The organism is Bradyrhizobium sp. (genome assembly GCF_028868675.1).
Lineage (GTDB): Bacteria > Pseudomonadota > Alphaproteobacteria > Rhizobiales > Xanthobacteraceae > Bradyrhizobium.
This window is the reverse complement of record NZ_JAGWUA010000002.1, coordinates 43382-66475: the sequence shown is the minus strand read 5'-3', so window position 1 is coordinate 66475 and position 23094 is coordinate 43382. Positions and strand designations below refer to the sequence as shown.

The 23094-nt window shown below is 66.2% G+C and carries 23 protein-coding genes; 5 read left to right on the top strand and 18 right to left on the bottom strand.

Annotated features, from left to right (window positions below):
- Together KGM94_RS00825 and KGM94_RS00820 are read left to right on the top strand one after the other, a co-directional pair.
- Positions 1–593, top strand: a 593-nt coding sequence (locus tag KGM94_RS00825) for a polysaccharide deacetylase family protein (protein ID WP_300253911.1), incomplete at its 5' end; no start/stop codon positions are given.
- Between the two features lie 206 nt (positions 594–799).
- On the top strand, positions 800–1609 hold the full coding sequence (locus KGM94_RS00820) for an SDR family oxidoreductase (RefSeq protein ID WP_300253910.1): 810 nt from the start codon (positions 800–802) through the stop codon (positions 1607–1609).
- A 199-nt stretch (positions 1610–1808) separates the two neighbouring features.
- On the opposite strand, the gene boxB is transcribed toward KGM94_RS00820, so the two are convergent.
- From boxB to KGM94_RS00795, 5 genes are all read right to left on the bottom strand, one after another.
- Positions 1809–3260, bottom strand: coding sequence for a benzoyl-CoA 2,3-epoxidase subunit BoxB (gene boxB / locus KGM94_RS00815; RefSeq protein WP_300253909.1), 1452 nt, complete (start codon positions 3258–3260; stop codon positions 1809–1811).
- 114 nt (positions 3261–3374) lie between these two features.
- Entirely contained in the window at positions 3375–5063 is a 1689-nt protein-coding gene (boxC, locus tag KGM94_RS00810) for a 2,3-epoxybenzoyl-CoA dihydrolase (RefSeq protein WP_300253907.1), read from the bottom strand.
- Between the two features lie 108 nt (positions 5064–5171).
- Positions 5172–5402 (bottom strand): hypothetical protein, encoded by a 231-nt coding sequence (locus KGM94_RS00805; protein WP_300253905.1) that lies wholly within the window; start codon positions 5400–5402, stop codon positions 5172–5174.
- Positions 5399–6268, bottom strand: coding sequence for an alpha/beta hydrolase (locus KGM94_RS00800; RefSeq protein ID WP_300253903.1), 870 nt, complete (start codon positions 6266–6268; stop codon positions 5399–5401). The genes KGM94_RS00805 and KGM94_RS00800 overlap by 4 nt, the downstream gene beginning before the upstream one ends.
- Positions 6268–7809, bottom strand: a complete 1542-nt coding sequence (locus KGM94_RS00795; protein WP_300253901.1) for a benzoate-CoA ligase family protein — start codon at positions 7807–7809, stop codon at positions 6268–6270. The genes KGM94_RS00800 and KGM94_RS00795 overlap by 1 nt, the downstream gene beginning before the upstream one ends.
- Positions 7810–7931: 122 nt before the next feature.
- Here KGM94_RS00795 and KGM94_RS00790 point away from each other — a divergent pair, with 122 nt between their 5' ends.
- From KGM94_RS00790 to KGM94_RS00780, 3 genes are all read left to right on the top strand, one after another.
- Complete coding sequence (locus tag KGM94_RS00790; RefSeq protein WP_300253899.1) at positions 7932–8840, top strand: helix-turn-helix transcriptional regulator; 909 nt, start codon at positions 7932–7934, stop codon at positions 8838–8840.
- 135 nt (positions 8841–8975) lie between these two features.
- Positions 8976–9530 (top strand): SCO family protein, encoded by a 555-nt coding sequence (locus KGM94_RS00785; RefSeq protein ID WP_300253897.1) that lies wholly within the window; start codon positions 8976–8978, stop codon positions 9528–9530.
- A gap of 1 nt (position 9531) precedes the next feature.
- On the top strand, positions 9532–10269 hold the full coding sequence (locus tag KGM94_RS00780) for a class I SAM-dependent methyltransferase (protein WP_300253895.1): 738 nt from the start codon (positions 9532–9534) through the stop codon (positions 10267–10269).
- Between the two features lie 3 nt (positions 10270–10272).
- Here KGM94_RS00780 and KGM94_RS00775 read toward each other — a convergent pair whose 3' ends face one another.
- From KGM94_RS00775 to KGM94_RS00715, 13 genes are all read right to left on the bottom strand, one after another.
- A complete protein-coding gene (locus KGM94_RS00775; RefSeq protein WP_300253893.1) occupies positions 10273–10776 on the bottom strand; it encodes a TlpA disulfide reductase family protein in 504 nt (167 codons plus the stop codon).
- Complete coding sequence (gene menA, locus KGM94_RS00770) at positions 10773–11678, bottom strand: 1,4-dihydroxy-2-naphthoate octaprenyltransferase (RefSeq protein WP_300253891.1); 906 nt, start codon at positions 11676–11678, stop codon at positions 10773–10775. Before menA ends, KGM94_RS00775 begins: the two co-directional genes overlap by 4 nt.
- Positions 11675–12553 carry an ABC transporter permease subunit gene (locus tag KGM94_RS00765; protein WP_300253889.1) on the bottom strand — a complete coding sequence of 293 codons (879 nt, stop codon included), beginning with the start codon at positions 12551–12553 and terminating at the stop codon, positions 11675–11677. Before KGM94_RS00765 ends, menA begins: the two co-directional genes overlap by 4 nt.
- A gap of 7 nt (positions 12554–12560) precedes the next feature.
- Positions 12561–13046 carry a hypothetical protein gene (locus tag KGM94_RS00760; protein ID WP_300253887.1) on the bottom strand — a complete coding sequence of 162 codons (486 nt, stop codon included), beginning with the start codon at positions 13044–13046 and terminating at the stop codon, positions 12561–12563.
- A complete protein-coding gene (locus KGM94_RS00755) occupies positions 13024–13908 on the bottom strand; it encodes an ABC transporter ATP-binding protein (RefSeq protein WP_300253885.1) in 885 nt (294 codons plus the stop codon). The genes KGM94_RS00760 and KGM94_RS00755 overlap by 23 nt, the downstream gene beginning before the upstream one ends.
- Complete coding sequence (locus KGM94_RS00750) at positions 13905–14927, bottom strand: NapH/MauN family ferredoxin-type protein (RefSeq protein WP_300253884.1); 1023 nt, start codon at positions 14925–14927, stop codon at positions 13905–13907. The genes KGM94_RS00755 and KGM94_RS00750 overlap by 4 nt, the downstream gene beginning before the upstream one ends.
- Positions 14924–15712, bottom strand: a complete 789-nt coding sequence (locus KGM94_RS00745; RefSeq protein WP_300253882.1) for a 4Fe-4S dicluster domain-containing protein — start codon at positions 15710–15712, stop codon at positions 14924–14926. Before KGM94_RS00745 ends, KGM94_RS00750 begins: the two co-directional genes overlap by 4 nt.
- Positions 15709–17130 carry a nitrous oxide reductase family maturation protein NosD gene (nosD, locus tag KGM94_RS00740; protein ID WP_300253880.1) on the bottom strand — a complete coding sequence of 474 codons (1422 nt, stop codon included), beginning with the start codon at positions 17128–17130 and terminating at the stop codon, positions 15709–15711. Before nosD ends, KGM94_RS00745 begins: the two co-directional genes overlap by 4 nt.
- Before the next feature lie 4 nt (positions 17131–17134).
- Positions 17135–18277, bottom strand: a complete 1143-nt coding sequence (locus KGM94_RS00735; RefSeq protein ID WP_300253879.1) for a hypothetical protein — start codon at positions 18275–18277, stop codon at positions 17135–17137.
- 184 nt (positions 18278–18461) lie between these two features.
- Entirely contained in the window at positions 18462–19208 is a 747-nt protein-coding gene (locus KGM94_RS00730; protein ID WP_300253877.1) for a c-type cytochrome, read from the bottom strand.
- Positions 19209–19242: 34 nt separating this feature from the next.
- Positions 19243–19899 carry a c-type cytochrome gene (locus KGM94_RS00725; protein WP_300253876.1) on the bottom strand — a complete coding sequence of 219 codons (657 nt, stop codon included), beginning with the start codon at positions 19897–19899 and terminating at the stop codon, positions 19243–19245.
- 124 nt (positions 19900–20023) lie between these two features.
- Positions 20024–22222 (bottom strand): Sec-dependent nitrous-oxide reductase, encoded by a 2199-nt coding sequence (gene nosZ / locus KGM94_RS00720; RefSeq protein WP_300253875.1) that lies wholly within the window; start codon positions 22220–22222, stop codon positions 20024–20026.
- A gap of 94 nt (positions 22223–22316) precedes the next feature.
- Entirely contained in the window at positions 22317–22961 is a 645-nt protein-coding gene (locus tag KGM94_RS00715) for a hypothetical protein (RefSeq protein ID WP_300253874.1), read from the bottom strand.
- Positions 22962–23094: the final 133 nt, after the last annotated feature.

The window sequence follows — 23094 nt, the reverse complement described above, 5'->3', positions numbered from 1 at the left end:
TCGGCAACGCCGCGCTTCGCCTCGACACTGCGACGACTCACGCCAAGCAGGCGGCGTACGACCGCCTGCACGACTGGCTGCACGCCCTGCCCGGCGAGCATGATCTGCAGCGCGAGATCGCCGCATTGTGCGCGCGGCACGACGTCGACGTCACCGCGCCGTGCCGCGAGCTCTGCCTGTCCTGGGACGAGGTGAAGGCGTTGGCGGACGATCCGCTGGTCACGATCGGCGCCCACAGCATCAGCCATTGCAATCTCGCCAGGCAGAGCGAGGAGATCGCCGCGCAGGAAATCGCGGTCAGCCGGACCCGCCTCGAAGAGACGTTGCAGCGTCCGGTCCTGCATTTCGCCTATCCCTATGGCAAGCGCGATGCCGCCGGCGAACGCGAATTCGCGCTCGCCCGCGCCGCCGGCTTCAAGACCGCGGTGACGACGCGGCCCGGCATGCTGTTTTCCGAGAGCGCCGGGCAACTGACCGCGCTGCCGCGCGTGTCGCTGAACGGAAATTACCAGGACGCCCGTATCCTGCCGGTGCTGACCTCCGGCGCCGCCACCGCGATGTGGAACGGTTTTCGCCGGATCGCGGCGGCGTAGTTCAACTCCGACCGTCGTCCTGGCGAACGCCAGGACCCATACCGCGTGATCTATCGACTGCGCCTGGTGCCAATCCCGAACGACCAGCCTTCGCCAAACTTCTCCCTGTGGTTATGGGTCCTGGCGTTCGCCAGGACGACGATGGGGAGGCTTTCTTGACTCTCCCCAAGCAGCGGCCCACACAGCGTCCCAGCAATGGAGGCATCATGTTCAAGTATCTGTTCTCGTTGGAGGGGCGCGTTGCGCTCGTGACCGGCGGCTCGCGCGGCATCGGCAGGATGATCGCGGCCGGCTTCCTCGCGCAAGGCGCCGCGCGCGTCTACATCACCGCGCGCAAGGCAGCCGCCTGCGAGGCCACCGCCAGGGAATTGACGGCGCAATATGACGGCGAGTGCATCGCGCTACCGATCGACATCTCGGGCCTCGCCGGCGTCGAGATGCTGGCGGGAGAGATCACCAAGCGCGAGCCGAAGCTCGACATCCTCGTCAACAATGCGGGCGCGGCCTGGGGCGCGGCGTTCGACGAATTCCCGGAAAGCGGCTGGGACAAGGTGATGAACCTCAACGTCAAGTCGCCGTTCTTCCTGACCAAGGCGCTGGCCCGGCCGTTGCGCGCGGCGGCGAGCGCCGAGCGGCCGGCAAAGGTCATCAACGTCGCCTCCATCGACGGCATCATGGTCAATCCGATGGAGACCTATTCCTATGCCGCGAGCAAGGCCGGGCTGATCCATCTGACGCGGCGCATGGCGGCCAAGCTGATCTCCGATCACGTCGTGGTCACGGCGATCGCGCCGGGCCCGTTCAAATCCGACATGAACCGCGCCGCGCGCGACCACGGCGACGAGGTCGCAACGCGCGTGCCGGCGGGCCGCATCGGCACCGACGAGGACATGGCGGGGGCTGCGATCTATCTCGCCTCACGCGCCGGCGATTACGTCGTCGGCGCCACCATCGCGGTCGACGGCGGCATCGTCTATGCCAACCCGGGCATCAAGGGCAGCGGCTGGGATAGCTGAGACGGGTGCGCAGGCCGCGCCCCATGCTCCGCTGTCGTCCCGGGCAAGCGAAGCGCGACCCGGGATCCATAACCACAGGGAGCGGTTTGGCGAAGATTCTTAACTTCGATCTCGCGCTATAACCACTGCCTGTGGGTATGGGTCCCCGCGTTCGCGGGGACGACATCGAGATCGTTGCGGCAGCGTCAGTTCCGCCCACTCATGTCTCGATCTTCACGTATTCGAAGTCGCCGGGCTTGTTGTCGATGCCGACCTTGGGCGGGGAGATCCATGGGGCGTATTCGCCTATCCCGCTGACCGGCTTCATCAGCGAGGCGATGAAGTCGCCGTCGCTGGCCGAGGGCAGCCATTCGTCCTTGCGCTTCGTCCAGGTGGCGTCGTCGATCAGGATGCCGTCGGGGGTGGCGTGCGCGTCCTTGAACTCGCCAATGTGGCGATGGAAGGCGACGTGCGGCAGCTTGAGCTGGAATTCGTAGCCGGCCGTCGAGATCACCTTGTTCCAGCGCAACAGGCCCTTGACGCAGTCCTGGCTGTAGTCGTCGCGCAGGCGCATGTTGAGCGCGGTCAGCGCCGGCTCGTCGACGCGCTTGATCTCGCCGTTGACGAGCTTGAGCACCGGATAGGTGCTGCTCTCGAGGCGGTGGTCGTCCTCGATCTGCGTCTCGTGATAGCGGCCCTTGAGGCCGGCGTTGAAGGCGTTGGCCGCGTTGGTCGAGACCTCCGAGCCGAACAGGTCGAGCGACAGCGTGTAGTGCAGGTTCAGCTTCTTCTGGATGGTCGGCAGGTCGATCACGCCGAGCGCCCGTACCCTGGCGATGTCGGTCGGATCGGTGATTCCGGCCGCCCGCATCGCATCGCAGGTCCGCTGCACGACGCGGGTGATGCCGGTCTCGCCGACGAACATGTGATGCGCCTCTTCGGTGAGCATGAAGCGGCAGGTGCGCGACAGGGGATCGAAGCCCGACTGCGCGAGGCTGTGGAGCTGCATCTTGCCGTCGCGGTCGGTGAAATAGGTGAACATGAAGAAGGACAGCCAGTCCGGAGTCGCCTCGTTGAAGGCGCCGAGCATGCGCGGCGCGTCCGCGTCGCCGGAGCGGCGGCGCAGCAACTCGTCCGCCTCCTCGCGGCCGTCGCGGCCAAAATATTTCTGCAGCAGATAGACCATGGCCCAGAGGTGGCGGCCCTCCTCGACGTTGACCTGGAACAGGTTGCGCATGTCGTAGAGCGAGGGCGCGGTCTTGCCGAGATGGCGCTGCTGCTCGACGGAGGCCGGCTCGGTGTCGCCCTGGATTACGATCAGGCGGCGCAGCATGGCGCGATATTCGCCGGGCACCTCCTGCCAGGCCGGCTCGCCGTAGTGCCGGCCGAACGGCACGACGCGATTTTCCTCCTGCGGAGCAAGCAGGATGCCCCAGCGATAGTCGGGCATCCTGACATAGTCGAACTTGGCCCAGCCGCGCGGATCGACCGAATAGGCCGTGCGCAGGTACACCAGCGACTGCTGGAAGCCTTCAGGCCCCATGTCCTGCCACCAGTCGATGTAGCCGGGATGCCAGCCTTCCAGCGCCTTCAGCACCTGGCGGTCCTCGGCGAGATTCACGTTGTTCGGAATCTTGGTCGAGTAGTCGACGTTCATGATGTTCATGTTCATGGCGCATCTCCCAGTGGGGACTTGTTCGTTTCAGAAGTTGGCTGCGGATCTCTGATCGGCGAATGGCGGGTAGCGAATGGCATTCCCAATTCGCTATTCGCCACTTCCCACTCGCTATACCCTCGTCATGTCGAATTTCGGCTTCTGCCCGCTGCCGTAGCGGCGCAGCGCACCTTCCTCGCCGACCGCGTTCGGCCGCTGGAAGATCCAGTTCTGCCACGCCGTCAGGCGCGCGAAGATTTTCGATTCCATGGTTTCCGGCCCGACGAAGCGCAAATTCGCTTCCATGCCGGTGAGGCTGTCGGGCGAGAAGCTCGCGCGCTCCTCGAAGAAGACGCGGATCTCGTCGTCCCAGTCGATGTCGTCGAGCGCGAAGGTGACGAGGCCGAGCGCCTCGGCCGCTTCCGCGTCCAGCGCGTCGCCGATGCGCGCCCTGGCGCGCTCGAGGTCGGCGGGATCGGCCTGGAAGCGCGCCTGCAGTCGCGTCAGGCCGTGGCTCATCGGATAGGGACCGAAATTCATCGTCGATAGCTCGATCGCGGGCGGCGGACGGTTGTCGCCCTGGCGCGTGCCGATCAGCATGTAGGAGCGGTCGGCGGCGAAGACCAGTTCGGCGAGCGTGCCGGCAAAGCACGAGCCCGGCTCGACCAGCGTCACCAGCGTGCGCGAAGTAACGTCGATGCGCTTGAGCACGCGCTTCCAGTAATGCCTGATCTCGTTGACCAGCCAGTGCGACTTGTTGGCCTCCAGCACGGCGTCGCAGGCGAGCACATGGGCGGCATCGCCATGGCTCTTGAACACCAGCATGGCGGTCTCGGGCTCGTTGGCGCGCAAATGCAGGATCGCATCGTCGAGCTCGCGCGCGACCTGCAGCGGCCAGAACGCGGCGCCCTGCGCCAGCACGGCGTCGATGGCGGCGGGCGGAGCCGCCTCCGGCGCCTTGATCGAGACGGTGGCGATGCGCGCCGTGCGGTCGATGTCGACGCTGACGAAACCGTAGCGCAGGCCGGCCCCGCCGATGATGCGCTCGATCGGGGTCAGCGCGACGCCCTTGCCGTCGCCGTTGCGCTTCGAGCCGGCCGCGAATTCCTTCGCGCGCTCGGCGATCTTGCCCTCGAGCTTCGAGTTCGGCGCGATCTCGTCGACCAGGCGCCATGCGACAGCGCGCTTGCCCTTGACGCCTTCCTCGATGGTGCAGAAGAAATCGGCGTGGTCGCGGCGCACCTTGCGCTTGTCGACGACGCGGGTGAGCCCGCCGGTGCCCGGCAGCACCGCGAGCAGCGGCACTTCGGGCAACGCGACCGCGGACGAGCCGTCATCGGCGAGGATGATGTGGTCGGTCGCGAGCGCGAGCTCGTAGCCGCCGCCGGCGGCCGAACCGTTCACCACCGTGATGAAGCGCTGGCCGGAATTCTCGGACGAATCCTCCATGCCGTTGCGCGTCTCGTTGGTGAACTTGCAGAAGTTGACCTTGTGGGCGTGGGTCGAGCCGGCGAGCATGCGGATGTTGGCGCCGGCGCAGAACACGCGGTTCTTGGCCGAGCGCAGCACCACGACCTTCACCTGCGGATGCTCGAAGCGCAGACGCTGCACGGCATCCGCAAGCTCGATGTCGACGCCGAGATCGTAGGAATTGAGCTTGAGCAGGTAGCCTTCGTGAAGGCCGCCATTCTCGTCGACGTCCATGGTCAGCGTCGCGACCTCGCCATCGACGGCGAGCTTCCAGTGCCGATAGCGCGACGGCTCGGTCTGAAAGTCGATGAATGTCGCCCCGCCAGCGAGGCGACGGTCTTCCCCGGCCATGAGCTACCCTTGAAGATTAGTGATGAGCTTCGGTTTTACCGTTATATGCACAATAATGCATCTTTTGACGCGCGTCCAGTCAAGAATTTACGATATATGCATTTTGCTTCATACGCGAGTCACCGAGGCCAGCGCGATCCAATCGGCCTTGCAGAGTTGGGGATGGCCGAGCTTGGCCTGCAACAGCGCCGACAACGCCTCGGTCGGAAAGCCGTCGGCAAAGCCTCGCCGGACGCGGTCGCCTTGCGAGCGCTGAGGGCGCGCAGTGCCTGCGGCGCGCACGGCAATGGATCGCGCGCGGATTGCAGGCTCATCGGCGGAAGAGCCCCGATGGTTCATGCGACACGCCCTGCCGGACCCCGATCGTCGCGCAAGGCCGCCTCTGCAAATCGTACGATCGCGTCAAGCGTCGCCCCCGGCGCCTCACGATGCGGGGAATGTCCCGCGCCTGAAATGACTTTCAAATCTACCGGACAATAGCACTCTTCCCGCGCAATCTCGACCTGCCTCATCGTGCCATACTGGTCGTCCATGCCCTGCACGACCAGAACGGGGACGCGGATGTAGGCGAGATAGTCGGAAATATCCCATTCGCGGAATTTTGGATCGAGCCAGGCGCCGTTCCAGCCGTAGAAGGCGTTGTCGACATGCTTGTGCCAGCGCGCGAGCTTCGCCTTCAGCTCCGTGGTCTCGTAGGTTGTCCTGATCGCTGCGATCGACTTCACGGAGATGTCCTCGACGACGAAATGGGGCGCGATCATCGCCACGCCCTGCAGGCGATGATCCTGATGCGCGCCGGCATAGATCGCGGCGATCGAGGCGCCGTCGGAATGGCCGAGCAGGAGCCCGCGACGGAAGCCGATCGTGTCGAGGATCTTCGGCAGCACCTCCGTCGCCTCACGATGCATATAGTCGAGCGGCCGCGGCAAGGTTACCGGGCTCGACTGGCCGTAGCCCGCGCGCGAATAGAGAAACACGCCGGCACCGGTCGCCTGTTGCAGCCGGTCCGGAAAGTCGCCCCACAGGCCGACGCAGCCGAGCCCTTCATGCAGCATGACGATGGCAGGCGCATCCGCAGCCTGCGGCGCCAGCCATCTGTATTCGAGGCTCGCGCCGTCGATGGCGAGGAAGCCGGTCGGCGTGAGGGGCGGGAGCAGAGCGGAGCGAGCGGCTCCAACGAAGGATTCGTCTCGGCCGCGCATCATCAATGCGCGCCTTCGCGGAGCTTGAAGCGCTGGATCTTTCCCGTGGCGGTCTTCGGCAGCGAGTCCACCGTTTCGATCCAGCGCGGATATTTCCAGACGCCGATCTTCTGCTTGACGTGCTCCTTCAGCGCCTCCTGCAACTCGCTCGCCTTGCTGCCGGGCCGCAGCACGACAAAGGCTTTCGGCTTCAGCAGGCCCTCGGCATCGGCTTCCGGCACCACGGCGGCTTCCAGCACGGCCGGGTGCGTAATCAGCGCGCTCTCCACCTCGAACGGCGAGACCCAGATGCCGGAAACCTTGAACATGTCGTCGGAACGGCCGCAGAAATTGTAGCGGCCATCGGCATCGCGGACATATTTGTCACCGGTACGGGTCCAGTGGCCCTCGAAGGTGCGGCGGCTCTTGCTGCGCTGGTTCCAGTAGCCCTCACCGGCCGAGGGCGCGTCCACCACCATCTCGCCAACCTCGCCGTCCGGCACGTCCTCGCCGGCCTCGTTGACCAGCCGCACCTTGTAGCCCGGCACCGGCCGCCCCGAGGAGCCGTACTTGATGTCGCCGGGCGCGTTCGACAGGAAGATGTGCAGCAATTCCGTCGAGCCGACGCCGTCGAGGATGTCGACGCCGAAGCGCGCCTTCCAGGCATGGCCGACCGATTCCGGCAGCGCCTCGCCCGCCGAGGTGCAGATGCGCAGCCGATTGCCCGCACGCGCGTCCTTCACGCTCTCGTCGTTCAGCATCGCGGCGAACAGCGTCGGCACGCCGTAGAAGATCGTCGGGTTGTACTTGTTCAGGAGTTCGAACATCCGCGCCGGCGTCGGCCGCTCGATGTTCAGAATCGTGGTGGCGCCGACCGACATCGGGAAGGTCAACGCATTGCCGAGCCCGTAGGCGAAGAACAGCTTTGCCGCGGAGAGACCGACGTCGTCCTCGCGGATGCCGAGCACCTGTTTGGCGTAGGTGTCGGCGGTGGCCTGCAGGCTGGAATGCAGGTGCCGCACGCCCTTGGGCATGCCGGTCGAGCCGGAGGAATAGAGCCAGAAGGCCGGCTCGTCCGGATGCGTCGCGGCGGTGGCGAACGCGGCGCTCTCCGGCGCAAGCTCCTCGGCGAGTTGCCTGTGGCCGTTCATCTTGCTTCCGGCGATCACGACATGCTCGAGATCGGGCAAGCGACCGACCATGTCCTTGACCACGGGATAGAGCGCGTCGGAGACGAACAGCACGCGCGCGCGGCAGTCGGCGAGCACATAGGCATATTGGTCCGACGTCAACAGCGTGTTGAGCGGCACCGGCACGATGCCGGCGCGCATCGCGCCCAGGAACACGGTCGGGAAATCGACCGTATCCAGCATGATCATCGCGACGCGCTCCTCGCGGCGGACGCCGAGACGGCGCAGCATGTTGGCGGCGCGACAGGTCTGCTCGCGCAGCTCGCCATAGGTGAGCCTGGAAACGGTGTCGTCGAACGCCAGCTTGTTGCCCCGGCCCTCCCCGACATTGCGATCGAGCAGCCAGGTCACCGCGTTGTAGGATGCCTCGCTCACGGACTTCTCCCTCGAAATTTGAATTATAATTCATAGAAAGACACCGTCGGCGCTTGCTGTCAATGCCATCAGGCATTATGTTTCCGACAATTGCGCCGCCGGACATCCGCTAAAGAAAGCCTATGACCGAAAGTCCCGACGCCGAAGCCCAATTTCTCGAACAGCTCGGCCAGCGCGTCCGCACCATGCGCGCGCTGCGCGGCATGTCGCGCAAGGTGCTCGCGAAAGTATCCGGCATCTCCGAGCGCTACATTGCACAACTGGAAAGCGGCAAGGGCAACGTCTCGATCGTGCTGCTGCGGCGCGTGTCGGACGCGATGGGCGCGCATCTGGAGGATCTGCTTCCCACCGTCGATCCGACGCCGGACTGGCCGATGTTCCGCGATCTCCTGCGGAAAGCGACGCCCGGCCAGGTCGCGCAGGCCAAGGACCTGCTCGCCGGCGGCGGCGCGCACACACCGCGGCGCGCACCGTTCTGCGGCATCGCGCTGATCGGCCTGCGCGGCGCCGGCAAATCCACGCTCGGCAGGATCTTGGCGAAGAAGATCGGCTGGGGCTTCGTCGAACTCAACAAGGAGATCGAGCAGCAGAACGGCTTGTCGGTCGCCGAGATCATCGCGCTGTACGGCCAGGAAGGATTTCGCCGCATGGAGCAGGCGGCGCTGCAGCAGTTGCTTGCGCGTAGCGAATTGATGGTGCTGGCGACCGGCGGCGGCATCGTCTCCGAGCCCCTGACCTTCGACCAGATCCTGTCGTCGTTCTACACGATCTGGCTGAAGGCCGAGCCGGAGGAGCACATGGCGCGCGTGCGCCGGCAGGGCGACCTCCGCCCGATGGCGGACGACCGCTCGGCGATGACGGAGCTGCGCAACATCCTGCTCAGCCGCGAGCCGCTGTATTCGCGCGCGGCGGCGGTGGTGGACACCGCCGGACTGTCCGTCGATGCGGCTGCAGCCCGCCTGGTCGACGCAGTCCGCCCGGTGCTGCAGAACGAGGCCCGCAGCTTCGGCCTGCGCAGCGTCGCGCTGTAGGGAAGGCACTCCACATCGGCGTCCGATGACGGTCCATTGACTCGCATCAAGGCGGCAATGGCGCTTGTGGGCTCCTATGCCGCCATGATCATGGTTCCGCATTGCTCCCCTGCCCTGGCACCGGAGGCAGATCGTGTGCGCGTGTCTCGCCGGCTGTTCGCCGTCCTGGCCGCGGTGCTTTGCCTGCTGGCCGCGCCGTCGTGTCCCGCGCAGGCCGCCGAGCTGTTCGGCGTGCGGCAGGATGGGCGCGAGATCGCAGCCGGCGACATTGCCGGCTGGAAGCTCGTCTATTTCGGCTACACGAACTGCCCCGACATCTGCCCGATCTCGCTGCAGAGCATGGGCCAGGCGCTCGATGTGCTCGGCCCTGTCGGCGAGCGCATCACGCCGGTGTTCGTGACCGTCGATCCCGAACGCGACACGCCCGGCGTCGTCGCCGAATACGTCGGCTACTTCCACCCGCGCATGGTCGGCCTGTCGCCTCACCCGGATCAGCTTGCGACTCTGGCGGCCCAGTGGCGGGTCAAATACGCCCGGGTCGAGCTCAAGGACAAGAATTCCTATTCGGTCGACCACACCGCGGCGATATTTCTTGCCGATCCCTCCGGCGCGATCGTCGGACGCTATCCGCACGACCTCGACGGCGGCGCGCTCGCGGAACGCATCCGCGCCTCCATGCTGGCGAGATGACATGAGCGCCGGCGACAAGCTTGCGCGCAGCTTTGGCGCGGCCACGGTCTCGGTCGACCAGCGCCAGCAGCTCATCCGGCGCACCTTCGCGCAGGTGGCGCCGCGCTACGATGTGATGAACGACCTCATGAGCATGGGGATTCACCGGCTCTGGAAGTCCGCCTTTGTCGCCCTCGCGGCGGCGCGGCCGGGCGAGATCGCGGTGGATCTCGCCGGCGGCACCGGCGACATCGCGCTGGCACTCGCGTCCGCCGGCGCCCGCACGCTGGTCGTCGATCCCTCGCCGGAGATGATGCGCGCCGGGCGAGGACGGCCCGGCGCCGACGGCCTTCGGTGGATCGCCGCGGAGGCGGAGCGCCTCCCCTTCCCCGATGCGTCCATCGACCTCATCACCATCTCGTTCGGCATCCGCAATGCGACGCGCGTCGACGACGCGCTCGCCGAGATCGCACGGGTCTTGAAGCCCGGCGGGCGTCTGTTCTGCCTGGAATTCTCGACGCCGCAGGCCTGGCTGCGACCGTTCTACGGCCTGTGGTCGCGCACCGCGATCCCATTGCTCGGCGCCATCGTCTCCAGGCGCCGCGACGCCTATCGCTATCTCGTCGAGTCGATCCGGCGCTTTCCCGATCAGGCGGAGTTCGCATCCATGATCGCATCGAGCGGGCTGGTGGACGTAGAATGGCGGGACTATTCGTTCGGCATCGCCGCCGTTCACTCGGCGCGAAAGCCGGCCGCCTGAGCCTCAGGGCGCATCGCGAAAGCGCAGGAGATCGCGCCGGACGTCGGGATTGCCCCACTCGCCCTGCCCGCGCATGCGCGCGACCTCGCGGCCCTCTGCATCGACGAGGATCGTCGTCGGCAGCGCCTCGACGCCGAGGGCAGCGGTCGCCTCGCGGTCGCGGTCGTGATAGAGTTCGAGCCCGCGCACATCCAGCTTTACCGTCGTGCGGTCGATCGCGTCCCAGCCCAACCGGTCGACCGACACCGCGACCACGCGCACGCCGTCTCCCGCGAGGTCGGATTGCAGCGACTGCAGGGCCGGCAGCTCGTCGCGGCACGGCAGGCACCAGCTCGCCCAGAAATGCAGCACCGTCAGGCGCGCGCGCAACTGCGGTGCCGTACGCGCATCGCCGTTGCGGTCGCGCACGACGAATTCGATCGGCCTCGGCGCCGACGGCACGAAGTCGGCCGCAAGCGCGGACGTCCACGCCGCCGCGGCGATGAGCGCTGCGGCGAAGCGGATCATCGGGCGCTCATCACGAGGACGGCGACGATGGCGGCCGCGAGCCCGACCTGGAAATGCACCGTCGCGGACAGCATCGCGTTCAGCGCGCGCGAGATCGGCGCGCGGGCGAGCTGATGGCCGAGATAGAGCGCAAATCCGAACGCCGCCACGGCAATGACGGCACCGGCGCGATTGATCGGCCAGAGCGCGACGCCTGCGATCGCGGCCGCCGCCGCGAGCTCGACGGCGTAGAGGAACGGCGTACCGCGCGGTCCGAGATACATCGCCAGCGTCCGGCGGCCCGAGGCGGCGTCCTGAACGCGGTCGCGGTGGTTGTTGACGGTCAGAACGGCGGCGGCCGGCAGACCGGTCGCGATGCCGAGCAGCGCCGAGGTCGCATCGACGCGATGCACGCCGAGCCAGACGATGCCGGTCGTGGCCACGACGCCGAAGAACAGGATGACGAACACCTCACCGAAGCGGCTGGCACTGATCGGCCAGGGCCCGTAGGAATAGCCCCAGGCCGCCAGCAGCGACGCCAGGCCGATCGCCAGGATCGGTGCGCCGCCGTAGGCGACCGCCACGGCGCCGAAGGCCACCGCGACGAGACTGGTCACGATGGCGCCGCGCCGGACCTGCGGGGCCGACATGATCCCGGCGCCGACGAGCCGCACCGGTCCCAGCCGCTCCGACTTGTCGGCGCCGCGGCCGCCATCCGCCGAATCGTTGGCGAGATTGGTCGTGATCTGGATGAAGATCGCGGATGCCAGCGCAGCGATGATCGGTATCGGGTCGATTGCTCCATACATGGCGGCGGCATAGGCCAGTCCCACCGCCACCGGAGTGACGGACAGCGCGAGCGTTCGCGGCCGCGCGCCCAAGACCCACGTTCCGATCGAACCGGTCGATGCCAAGGTCGTCACAGGAGATCTCCACGTCGGAATACCAGGAAACCCGCATAGGCTGCGCCGATTCCGAGCGCGAGGGGGTAAGCGAGCGACCAGACCATGAAGCCGACCCGGCCGAAGACGTCGAAGACGGCATAGGCCGTCGAGCCCAGGAGGACGAGCTGCGGATCGAATAGGACCATGGACCCGATCCGGAACACTTGCAACGGATTGAGCAGTGCAATGGCGACGACGCCCTCGACCGGCATGCGATCGCGGATCAGGACGCCGAGCAGAACGAGATCGAGCCCGAGGATCAGCACGAGCCACAACAGGAAGGCCGCCGTCTGGGCCAGATCCACCGAACTCGCCACCGACGCGATGAAGAAGCCCAGTCCGACGAAGGCGAGGATCATGGCGAGCAGAAGTCCGATGTCGAAGCCGAGTTCCACCCAGGGAATGGCGACGCCGCGCGCCGCGCCGTAGGCGACCGCCGAGACGAGCGCGCCGAGCACCGGCGCGACCGCGAGCGCGTAGCGCGCGAAGAAGCGGCCGGCGTACCAGCCGCCGATCCCGACCGGCAGTCCGAGCACGTATTCGTACACGCCGGCTTCCCGGTCCCCGGCCAGCGACCGCACCGTGGTGATGAGCACGAAGATCGGCAGGATCGCCATCGAGAGCTGGATATAGGCCACCAGCGTGCGCGACAGGCCGGTGAAGCCGAGCACGCGCGACTCCGTCAGGCCGAACACCAAGAGCAGGCCGACAAGACCGAAGAACACCGCGGCATAAGCCCAGAACCAGCGGGCGCGCAGCGCCTGCGAAACCTCGAGGCGGAACGTCGCCGCCAATCCGGATCCGAGGCCGGAGTCTTGCAGATCGCGCGCGATGTCGGGCGAAGCGAGCAGCATGGTCACCTCAGGTCGCACCGGCGCAGAGCGCCTTGGCGCAGATGGCGGTGTAGGCGGTCACGTAGTCGACGGGATGATCGCGCTCGGGTCCGGCCGCATAGCCGTGCCCCATCGGCGTGGCGACGCCGCTGCGGTAATGCGCCGTGCGCGCGTCGAGCCAGCGCGAAGGGTCGCTCTCGTCGGCGACCCAGAAGGCGATTTCGGCCCGGTCGAGCTCCTTGCGCGCGGACGCGGCGAGCACCGCGCAGCCGAAATCGTCGTAGACCCGCACCCGTCCGTATTCGGCATTCCAGATCTCGCTGGCAAAGCGAGTATCGCCGATCGGCATGCCGCAATGGTCGCAGCTCTCGCGCTTCAGCCGCACGGCCCGCGGCGCCGGCCGGGCCTCCGAGCAGCCGGCAAGGCCGCCGGCAACGGCGAGGCCGAGCCCCATGCAGACGAAGCGGCGGCGCGTCGCACCAGGGCGCGTCTCAGGCGGAATGCGTATCGGCATTGCCGTTCTCCCGATGAGCCTCGCGCAACTCGACGCCGGCAAGCCGCCCGGCATGGCGCGCCACGAAGCCGAGGAACCGCAGCCTGTCGGGCCCGGCGATCGTGCCGCGCCAGCGCCGCTCCTCGACCTGCGCCAGACCCCATTCGCGCGCCGCGCGCGCAAAGCTTTCCTCGGGGCGGCCGGTTTCGATCTGCGCGAAGAAAGTCGATCCCAATGCACCGGCGTCGCTCACGGTATCGTCGAGCACGATGCGTCCGCGGTCGAGTTCCACGACCCGGTCCACCAGAGGCGCGATCTCGTCGATGCGGTGGCTCGAGATGATCATGGCCGTGTGCCGGCCGCGCGCCGCCAGCAGATCGTACAGGCCCGCGCGCGCTGCCGGATCGAGGTTCGCGGTCGGCTCGTCGAGGATCAGGAGCCTGGTCGGCCGGCCGAGCGCCAGCGCGATCATCAGCTTCTGCTTCATGCCGCCGGACAACCGCACGAAGGCGCGCTTGCGCACGGCGGCGACGTCGAGACCGAGGCTGGTCGCGACCGCTTCGATCTCGTCGACCGAGGCGCCCGACACTTCGGCCACATAGCGGATGAAGGCCCCGACGGGCGTTTCCAGCCGCGGCGCGATCTGCGGCACGAATCCGATGGTTCGCAGCAGCCGCGCGCGGTCGCGGCGCGGATCCAGTCCATCGACGGAAATCGATCCCTGACAGGCGTATTCCCCGAGCAGACAGCGGAACAGGCTGGTCTTGCCGGCGCCGTTCGAGCCGACCAGCGCAATGCGCTGACCCGAAGGCGCCTCGATCGACAGACCGTCGAGCACGCGCGTGGCGCCGAACCTCTTGGTCAGCCCGTCGACGAGAATCATGACCCGACGTCCTCGGGCGTGTCCTCGACGCCGGAGCGCGCCAGGCCGAGAATGTCGAAGGTGAGCGCACCGGTCGGACAGACGTCGATGCACATCGCGCAACGCGTGCAATCGGCACCGACCGGGGTCTCGACATCGCGCGCAAAACCGAGCTTGGTCATGTCGAGGACGTGGGGAACGAGACAGACCTGCCGGCATTTGCCCTCGTGCAGGCACTTGTCCGCGTCGTACATGATCCGTACCGGCGCCGCGACGCCGGCGAGGCCATAGCCGAGCCCGACGGGGCAGATGTAGCGGCACCACAGCCGCCGCGACCAGACGATTTCGGCAAGCAGCAGCAGCGCCACCCAGATCAGGCTGATCACGGTGCCGTAGGTGAGCGCGCGTGACAGGATGCCGACGGGCGAGATCGCCTCGAACAGCGGATAGCCGGAGACGAAGGCGAGCACGGCGAACACGAAGAACATGACGACACGCAGCCGCCGATCGAGCTCGTGGTCGCGCACCAGCTTCTTCGCCGCGAGCTTCAGATGCACCATCTCCGCGAGCTCGGCCAGGAAGTGGTACGGGCAGACCCATGAGCAGAAATTCCGGCCGCCGATCACCGCGTAGATCAGCCAGACCGTCGTCACGCCGATCACGAGATTGACCACGACGTGCTTGTGCGCGAGCATGAGCTGCAGCGACGAATTGAGGTCGGCGAGGTGGAAGCCCAGCACGCGGGAGGCCGTCAGCGCTCCTTCGAAGAGCTGCAGGTCCAGCCAGTACGAGGCCACGAACAGGCCGTTGAAGCCGAAGATCGTCGCCCAGCGAATCCAGCGCCACTTGTGCGACACCGCCGCCTCGGCGCGCTCGCTCGCGATCGCGGCCTTGCGCCACTTGCGCTGCTCGGGGCTCTTCTTGAAGGCGAGCATGTCGCGCGCGTCTTCGGTCATGTCCTCCGGAGTGGGCTTCTTCGGGGCGGCGCCGAACATCAGCGCCAGATCCCGCAGCTTGCGCGCGATCAGTCTGTTGCTCATGCGCTGGGTCCTCCGGGATCGCGACCGGTGATGCGGACCTCGATGCGGATCGCCGCCGGCTCGACGGGGCAGACCATCTCACAGACGCCGCAACCGACGCAGGCGTCCTTCACCACCGGGGTGCGGCGATGGTCCTTCGGATCGTCCGACATGGGCGCCAGCGCGATTGCGTTCTCGATCGGACACTGCCGGACACAGAGATCGCAAAGCTCGAGATCATAGGGATGATCGGCGACCGGCTGCGGCTTCCACCGGTCGATCTCGGCATAACGCAGACGTCCCTTGAAATCAGCGCCGCGCGTGGCGCCCTTGAAGCCCGCGCCCTTGCGCGCGAGGCAGGCGTCCGGCGCGGCGAGGCGCGCCACGCCCATTCGCGTCTGCTCCTTGCGGTCGATCAGGTGGCTCAGCGCACCGGTCGGGCACGCCAGGACGCATTGCGTGGCGTCGCAGGAGAAGTCGCAGGCCTGGTGCCGGGCCACGATGTGCGGAACGCCGTTGGCCAGCCCCTCGTTCAGGTCGCCGAGCCGGATTGCGTCGACCGGGCAGACCTGCACGCATTGTCCGCACTTGATGCAGGCGGCGAGAAAATCCTCCTCGTCGAGCGCTCCGGGCGGCCGAAGCCGCGGCGCGGCCCGCGCCACGCGATGGTCGAGCAGGCCCAGCAGGGCCGCGCAGGCCACGGCGCCGCCGACCGCGGCCGAGCGCAACATGCGCCGACGCTCCTCGTCGACCCGCGACGCAGCCTTCGCCGGCGGAGCGGGAGCGTCGAATTCACCGTCCTTCATTGCAAGACCTCTCTCACGGCCACGCCACGTGGCCCCGCCGCGGCGACCGCGCCGACGCGCGGCAGGGGATCCGACAGCACGAGGCGCGGCTCCATGAGCGAACCGAGGCGCTCGACGAGATCGATCATCTCGAGCGACGGCGCGGCACGGAAGAACTGCGCATCGGGCACGTCCATCCACAGTCGGTCGGCCCAGGTCCAGATACGGTAGGGCGTATCGCCGACGCCATCGTGATTTCGATCAAATCCGTCGTAGGAATCCCAGAAGTTCCCGGCCCAGACGTTGCGCTGCGCCGAGCCGCCGCCGGCGACCATGGCCTGGGCGTGATTGCCGAGGAAGGCGTTGTCCTTGAAGGTATTGCCCTCCCAGCCGGAGTGGAAGGCGATGGCGACGCCGTTGTAGGCAAAACGGTTGGCGGCGAAGAGATTGGGCGAGTCGGGGTCGTAGGGAGAGGCATCCATGAACAGGCCGCGCGCATTGGCGAACACGTCGTTGTGCTCGATGCGGGCGCCGGAGGATTCCTTGAAGCCGATTCCGATGCCCGACGGCCCCTGGCTGTAATGGATGACGTTGTCGGCCAGCACGTTGTCGTTGGCGTACATCAGGAATACGCCCACGGTGTTCGCCACGAGAACGTTGCGTCGCAGGTTGTTCTGATGCGCATACATCAGGTGCACGCCGTACCGGCTGTCGCGGATCCGGTTGCCGTCGATGGTGTTCTCCTTCGAATACCAGACGACCGTGTCGCGCGTGCGGACGATGTCGTTGTCCTCGATCCGGTTGCCGTTGGAGTACCAGACGCGGACGGCGTCGCCGCGCAACGCCTCGGGCAGATCCTTCGACGAAATGCGGTTGCGCCGGATGATGTTCATGTCCGACTGCTTCAGCTCGAAGCCGAATAGGCAGTCCTCGATGACGTTGTCGCGGAAGATCCCGTGCTTGCCCCGCAGGCGCAGGGCGGAGTCGGTCGATTCATGCCGCTCGCCGGAATTGCGGAAGGTCAGCCCGATGACCTGCACGTCGTCCGCGGCCACGGTCATGATCGAGCCGACCCCGCCGCCGTCGATGACGGCGCCCGGCTCACCCTCGATGCGCAGCGGCCGGCCGACGATGCCGGGAGCCGCGTAGATGCCGGGCGCAAGGTGCAGCACGCCACCCGTCGGGGTGGCGTCGATCAGCGGCTGAAGCGCCGTCGCACCTCGCGGGAAGCGGCGCAGGCTCTCCAACTCGGCTTCCGAGCGCGGATCCGGCGGCGGCGGATGATGGTCGGCGAAGCCGGCGTCGCGCGTGAGGTCATAGACGCCGAAGGTGACGGCGATCTTGCCGAAGCCGACGGCCACGAGCGCGGCGACCGCGAGCCCCGAGAGGACGAGGGCGCCGCCCTTCGCCCAGCCCGGCAGTCGCGGCAGCGCCGGCATTGCCCTAGTCCTTCACCGCGTTCGGCGCGGCGCGGCGCAACAGCAGGGCAACCGCCATCGCCGCCCCGACCACGCACATCAGCGCGAAGCCGGTGTACGGATAGGAGTGCGTGGAGAACTGCGCGACCTTGCCGTCGCCGAACACCGTCGGCATGAACGGCTTGAGCGTGAACGCGCCCATCGCGTTGAGGCTGTGACCGTACCACCAGAGCCAGGCCGCGTATTCCATGACGAAGGCCACGGGCAGGATCATCGGGATGGCGCCGAGCGCATAGAACAGCAGCGAGCGCGGCTTGCGGGCGACCCACAGGAAGACCAGCATCGCCGCCAGGACGACGCCATACACGACGTAGAGCGACGTCTTCATGATCGCGACGAGCCGCTCGTTCTTGGCGGGCTCGTTGAACCAGCGCCCAAGACTCTCCTCATAGTGCCACGCCATCACGTCGATGCCGCGACCGGTCCACACCGGCGCCGGTTCGGTCAGGCTGACGGGCGCCTTCTGCTCGTAGACGGCCTTGAGGACTTGGATCAGCTGGTCCTTGCTGGCGTTGCTCTCGGCCTTGGGCGCCGGCGCCTCGCCGAGATGGCTCCTGGCAAGCGATTCCTTGAGCTGCTTCACCACCGGATGGAGCTGCTCGTTGGTGGCCTCGTCCTCCGCGCGCCCGAGGCTGTCGACGAGGCCCACCACCCAGCCGCGATCGAGATAGCGGACGCCGTTCGGCGCAAACAGCGCCACCGACATCCACACCGCGATCCCGCCGAAGCCGAGCGCCATCGCCGCCGTTCGCAGCCGCACGCCGGGCATCGCGAAGCCGACGATCAGGACGCCGAGGAAGGAAAACAGGAACGGCGACAGCAGCTTCTCGACCGGACCTCCGGACGCGATCGGATACATGCCGACGAAATGGTTGATCGTGTCCATCTCGTGCACGCAGTCGAGCGCCTCCTTCTCCAGGACCTCCTTCGACTCCCGCATCGCGCAGCCGTTGGAGATGCGGTTGACGTGGAAGTTGATGCGGACACCCTGGGGGAAGGTCTGCGCCGGATAATTCGGAGCCTTCAGCGACACCCACCAGACCGGCACGAAGAACGACGCCCCGAGCGCCAGCAGGGCAACGAGCGAGGCGACGCGCATCAGCGGCATCGCCCATTTTCGCCGGAATGCTGAGCTCGCAGGCGAACTCGTGGATCTCCTTCCGGACGGGCTGATGGACGTCGTCATGAACAGATCTCCCGCATTGCGATAGCCCCGCCCGTCGGCCGTGCTGCCGACGGGACGGACCGCAATCCAATTCCGCAATCCTATTCCTGGGCCGAAACGCCGGGACCTACTTGAAGTCCGGGTTCTTCCATCCCTTCGGCGCGACCAGATCGGCCGGCGGCTTCAGGCGCGAGACGTAATCGAGCACGGCGAGCGTGTCCTTGTCCGTGAAGTTCTTGATCTGCTCGACCATCTCGGGATTCGAGTTGCGCCGCTTGCCTTCCCTGATCCAGCGATACTGCCGCACCAGGTACTCGTAGTGCTGGCCCTGAATGCGCGGATAGTATTTGTCGGCGTTGCCAGCGCCGTCTGGACCGTGGCAGCGGACGCAATTGTCGGCGTAGAGCTTCGCGCCGAGCTGCAGATCGTCGCCCTTGCCGACCCCGTTCTCCGGGTTCATCTTCAGGGTCGCGATGTATTCGGAGACGTCGGCGATCGCCTGCGTGCCGCCGATCTCCGACGGCAGTGCGAACGGATACATCGTCGGATTGTCGCGGTGGCCGTCGCGGATGTCGGCGAGCTGCTTGATGACGACGGACCGATGCTGGCCGGCAAGCTGCGGGAACGTCCCGTCGACCAGGCCCCATCCTTCCGGCAGGTGACAGGCCGAGCAGACCTCGTAGACCTCGCGGCCATTGTCCTTGTTGGGCTTCAGCGTGAGCGCCTCTTCGCGCTCGCCACCCTGGCTCATCCACTCCTTCTTCTGCTTGTTCTCCTCGAACTTCTGCTGGTCGACTGCAGGTCCGGCTGCGTTCACCAGGCTGGTTCCAGCCAGGGCAGCAGCGAGAATGCCCACCAATAAAGTCTTGTTCATCGTCGTCGTTCTCCGTGTCTCTCGGGTCCTGCGCCTATTTCGGCGCCCGCTCGACCTGCGACAGGTAATCGGCGATCAGGCCGATCTTCGCATCGTCGAGCTTCTTGGCGAACGGAACCATGGTGGCGACCTTGCCGCCCTTGCGGATTCCATCGCGAATTTCCGTCATCTGCAGCGCGATGTAGTCGCGCTTCTGTCCCGCGATCAGCGGATATGTCGCCAGTGGCTTCAAACCGTCCGCGCCATGGCAGGTCGCGCAACCGCCCTTCAGATAGGCGTCCTTTCCGGCGGTGAGCCGCGCGGCGTCCGGAGCCGGATCGAGCGGACGCGGCTTCGGCGCGGGCTGGCTCGCCAGGAATTCCGCGATCGCGGCACGTTCCTCGGGGCTCGTCAGATGCATCACGTCCTTCATGCCCTGCGTGCGCGGATAGCCGCGCGCATCCGGACCGGAGACGCGACTTCCGTCGGCGATCGCGGCCATCTGCGCCTGCATGTATTTCGAATCCTGCCCGGCGAGGTCGGGATAGTTCTGGATTGCCTTCGCGCCGTCCCGCCCGTGGCAGGCGACGCAGGTCTTGATCCGGAACAGCGATTTGCCATCGAGCGCAGCAGGTGAGGCCGCGGTCTGCGCGAGCGCCGGCGACGCCGTGACGAGGACCGCGATGACTGCGAAGAAACGGATTGGCTTCATGATCGTGTACCCGGGATCGGGCCGGGCGCAACCAATGCGCCCGGCTTCGAGATTGATCTTCTGGCTTCTTGCGCCCCGCCGCCAAAGACGATGGCGGCGAGGCCGTTGCTTGCTTCGCGTCAGCTCACTTCGCGACGGTCTTCGCGCCGTGCTCCTCGAGATAGGTCTTGACGCGCAGGCCGATGTCGGCGGCCTTGACCTGGTACTGCCACCACTGGTTGGCCCAGAGGGTGGCCTGCTGCCAGTCTTCCTTCTTGGCGGCGTCTTCGGCCTTGGTGCGCGCGTCCTTCACGAAGTTGAGCTGATCGGTCGCATCGTCGACCAGCGCCACGACGGTCGGGAAGTCCTTGTAGTTCGTCGACAGGATGTACTTGACCACGGTGTCGATGACGCCTTGCGTATCGAGGTTGGTCTTGTACTGCTTGTCATAGTCGGCCTTGGCGTAGACCGCGCCTTGCGTCGCCTTCGCCGCAACCTGCTCGACAAGTCCTTTCGGCTTGACCATCAGGTAGCCTTCCATCTCCAGATGCAGCGCCGAACAGAATTCGGTGCAGTAGTAGGAGAAGGCACCGGGACGGTCGGCCTTGAAGGTCACCGAGGCCGTCTTGCCCGGCTCGAGACTGAGGTTGCCGACGTAGGTCGACACGGCGAAGCCATGCGTCTCGTCTTCGGCGCGCTCGGCATTGGTCCAATGGAAGGTGACTTCGTCCCCTTCGCTCACCTCGACGATCTCGGGCGTGAAGTGCGAGCGGATCGCCGTGCCGAAGACCGTGACCTTGCCGGGCTCACGCACGATCTTCTCGGATCCCGGCCGGACCGCGAACGCGCTGTCCTGCTCCGTGCGGCTGTCGGTTCCGTACTTGTAGCGCACCAGCGGCTTCAGCTTGTCCGCGGCGATCGCCGCGGCATAGTGCGGTTCGCCGAGCGGCAGCGGCATGTCGTACAAGAGCTCCATCTTGTCGCCGGAAATGTCGATCAACTGATGGTTCTGCGGGTGCAGCGGACCGACGGGGTTGAAGCGGTCGATCGCCAGCTTGTTGAGCGCGATGAGGTACTTGCCGGCAGGCGCGGCGCTCTCGCCTTCCATCGCGGTCAAGTGGCCGATGTTGTAGTGCACCGACAGCTTGTCGAGCACCTTGCCCTCGCAATAGTCGTATTTCGCGACCTGGCTGTCGACATACAGCGAGGTGTAGGCGATGCACGGCTTGGAATCGAACTGGGTGTGCAGCGGTCCGAGGCCAAGCTGAACCTGCTTGTGCAGAACCTGCTTCATGTCGAGGATCGGAATCCCATAGGCGTCCTTGGAAGCGAACTGCTTGGCGTCGACCGCCGCCTTGATCTTCTCCCACGAATAGACCGATACGTTGGTGTCGAGCTTGCCGCCGACGATGATGTACTTTCCGTCCGGCGTGACGTCCGCTCCATGCGGCGACTTGGGCTCAGCGATCAGGTAGACGAGACCTTCCGCAATGGCGGTCTGCATCGAGATCACGTCGTGACCGTTGATCTTCGTCGTCTTGCCGGCTGCGGCAACTTCTGCCGCCTTCTTCCAGTTGATGACGTGGAGGAAATCGGCGTCGTTGGCCGAGCAACCCGCTTCGAAGGGCGGCTTGCCCTGCTCGATGCCGCCGACATAGCGCTCGGCGCAGAACGAATTCGTGAACGACCAGCCGTCCGACGGGCCCTTGCCGGCGTCCGACAGATCCTGCGTGTAGGGCGGCAGCTCGATCGAGAACGACTTCGCCGTGTCGATCTGCCCCTTGGAACGATCGAACTTCCAGTAGGTGATCGCGCCGCGGAACTTGTCGTTGAACTCCGAGAGGGGCGCGTAACCGCGGCCAAGAACGCCCGGATACTGCGCCGCTTCGATCACGTAGTCGGAGTTCGGCGTCACGAAGGTACCGCCGTGCTCCGATTGCATGATCGGGTTCGTCACGATCTGTCGCGTTTCGAAGTCCTTCAGCGACACGACGGCGATACGCGGATTCGCCTTGTCGTTGATGAACAGGAACTCGCCGTCGGGTTTGCCGCCTGTCTCGGACAGAGCCGGATGATGGGTGTCGCCCCAGTTGGGATTGCGGCCGTCGATGGCGCCCTGCGCCAGCACCTTCTTCGATTCGTCATCGTAGCCGTAGCCCTGCCACGGCTCCGGCGTGAACACGGCGACGTATTTGAGGATGCGCATGGACGGCACGCCGTAGACGATGATCTGCCCGGACTGGCCGCCCGAGGAGAACACGAGGAATTCGTCGCGCCCTCCGGTCGGCACGTAGGTCTTGGCCGCCGCGAGTACGTCCTTCTGGCTGAGGTTGCGCCGCTTCATCACGTCTTCGAGGCTTTCAGCCGCGAACGCTGCGGTTCCGCCAAAACAAAGCAAAGCCCCCGCGGCCACAGACATCTTCAATAGTGATTTCATTTCACGCTCCTGTGGGTCTAACCGGTAGTGTTCGAATACCCGCGCATGGCGAGAGTGACGTACGGGCGCACTGCTCGGCATGGATGGGATTTCCAGATCGGGAATGACGGGCAACTGCCGACGGCACCTCGATGGAGGCCGCCGCTTCGCGCGGCTTGACCGAGGTTAGGTCGCTGCGACGGAATTTTTTCGATGCCGCTGACGGCGCGGTAAGAATGAGGCGACATATCGCGCCTCGCATTGACGGCGCCGAATGCAGAGCGCGCGACACGCGACAACGATGCGAGCTCATCGGGGCGTAAATACCTCTGACGGTACGCGCGTGCGGCTCGTAAAGCACGAAATGCAGGGAATCTGCGATCAGCGCCGCGAAAGCCCCAGTGGTCGATCCACCGAGGTTGGGGCCGTCAGGAGTCTTCTTTGGCTCTCTGTGCATGTGACCAGCAACGTCAATTTTGAAATCGCATACGCCAATGACGATTGCTCGGCGTTGCGCTGTATCAAAACCGAGGTGCGTTTCGCGAACTCGTTCGATCACGACGATCGTGACGCCGCGGATGTCGCGCGCGACGAAGCGAGCAGGATCATCGCGCGCGAGCGCCGCGCGAATCGCGTTGCCAGGCGCCATAGCGCTGCCGACGCGCATCAAGCATTGCGCTGTCGGGATGGCACACTGAGTCGTCGCGACACGACTCGAATCGCGTATGCGACGATGACGATGCGCGATTCGGGTTGCGGACGGCGGACCATGCTACCGGCACCGCGTCCGCACCATCGTC

Excerpts from the sequence above, each read along its gene's own strand:
- KGM94_RS00750 (WP_300253884.1), bottom strand. The coding sequence starts at position 14,927 with ATGAGCAACAGACTGATCGCGCGCAAGCTGCGGGATCTGGCGCTGATG.
- boxC (WP_300253907.1), bottom strand. The coding sequence starts at position 5,063 with ATGGCCGGGGAAGACCGTCGCCTCGCTGGCGGGGCGACATTCATCGAC.
- KGM94_RS00735 (WP_300253879.1), bottom strand. The coding sequence starts at position 18,277 with ATGCCGCTGATGCGCGTCGCCTCGCTCGTTGCCCTGCTGGCGCTCGGG.
- KGM94_RS00820 (WP_300253910.1), top strand. The coding sequence starts at position 800 with ATGTTCAAGTATCTGTTCTCGTTGGAGGGGCGCGTTGCGCTCGTGACC.
- KGM94_RS00780 (WP_300253895.1), top strand. The coding sequence starts at position 9,532 with ATGAGCGCCGGCGACAAGCTTGCGCGCAGCTTTGGCGCGGCCACGGTC.
- KGM94_RS00800 (WP_300253903.1), bottom strand. The coding sequence starts at position 6,268 with ATGATGCGCGGCCGAGACGAATCCTTCGTTGGAGCCGCTCGCTCCGCT.
- KGM94_RS00745 (WP_300253882.1), bottom strand. The coding sequence starts at position 15,712 with ATGAAGGACGGTGAATTCGACGCTCCCGCTCCGCCGGCGAAGGCTGCG.
- KGM94_RS00760 (WP_300253887.1), bottom strand. The coding sequence starts at position 13,046 with ATGCCGATACGCATTCCGCCTGAGACGCGCCCTGGTGCGACGCGCCGC.
- boxB (WP_300253909.1), bottom strand. The coding sequence starts at position 3,260 with ATGAACATGAACATCATGAACGTCGACTACTCGACCAAGATTCCGAAC.
- nosD (WP_300253880.1), bottom strand. The coding sequence starts at position 17,130 with ATGCCGGCGCTGCCGCGACTGCCGGGCTGGGCGAAGGGCGGCGCCCTC.
- KGM94_RS00730 (WP_300253877.1), bottom strand. The coding sequence starts at position 19,208 with ATGAACAAGACTTTATTGGTGGGCATTCTCGCTGCTGCCCTGGCTGGA.
- KGM94_RS00725 (WP_300253876.1), bottom strand. The coding sequence starts at position 19,899 with ATGAAGCCAATCCGTTTCTTCGCAGTCATCGCGGTCCTCGTCACGGCG.
- KGM94_RS00805 (WP_300253905.1), bottom strand. The coding sequence starts at position 5,402 with ATGAACCATCGGGGCTCTTCCGCCGATGAGCCTGCAATCCGCGCGCGA.
- nosZ (WP_300253875.1), bottom strand. The coding sequence starts at position 22,222 with ATGAAGCGGCGCAACCTCAGCCAGAAGGACGTACTCGCGGCGGCCAAG.
- KGM94_RS00790 (WP_300253899.1), top strand. The coding sequence starts at position 7,932 with ATGACCGAAAGTCCCGACGCCGAAGCCCAATTTCTCGAACAGCTCGGC.
- KGM94_RS00775 (WP_300253893.1), bottom strand. The coding sequence starts at position 10,776 with ATGATCCGCTTCGCCGCAGCGCTCATCGCCGCGGCGGCGTGGACGTCC.
- KGM94_RS00765 (WP_300253889.1), bottom strand. The coding sequence starts at position 12,553 with ATGCTGCTCGCTTCGCCCGACATCGCGCGCGATCTGCAAGACTCCGGC.
- KGM94_RS00715 (WP_300253874.1), bottom strand. The coding sequence starts at position 22,961 with ATGCGCGTCGGCAGCGCTATGGCGCCTGGCAACGCGATTCGCGCGGCG.
- KGM94_RS00755 (WP_300253885.1), bottom strand. The coding sequence starts at position 13,908 with ATGATTCTCGTCGACGGGCTGACCAAGAGGTTCGGCGCCACGCGCGTG.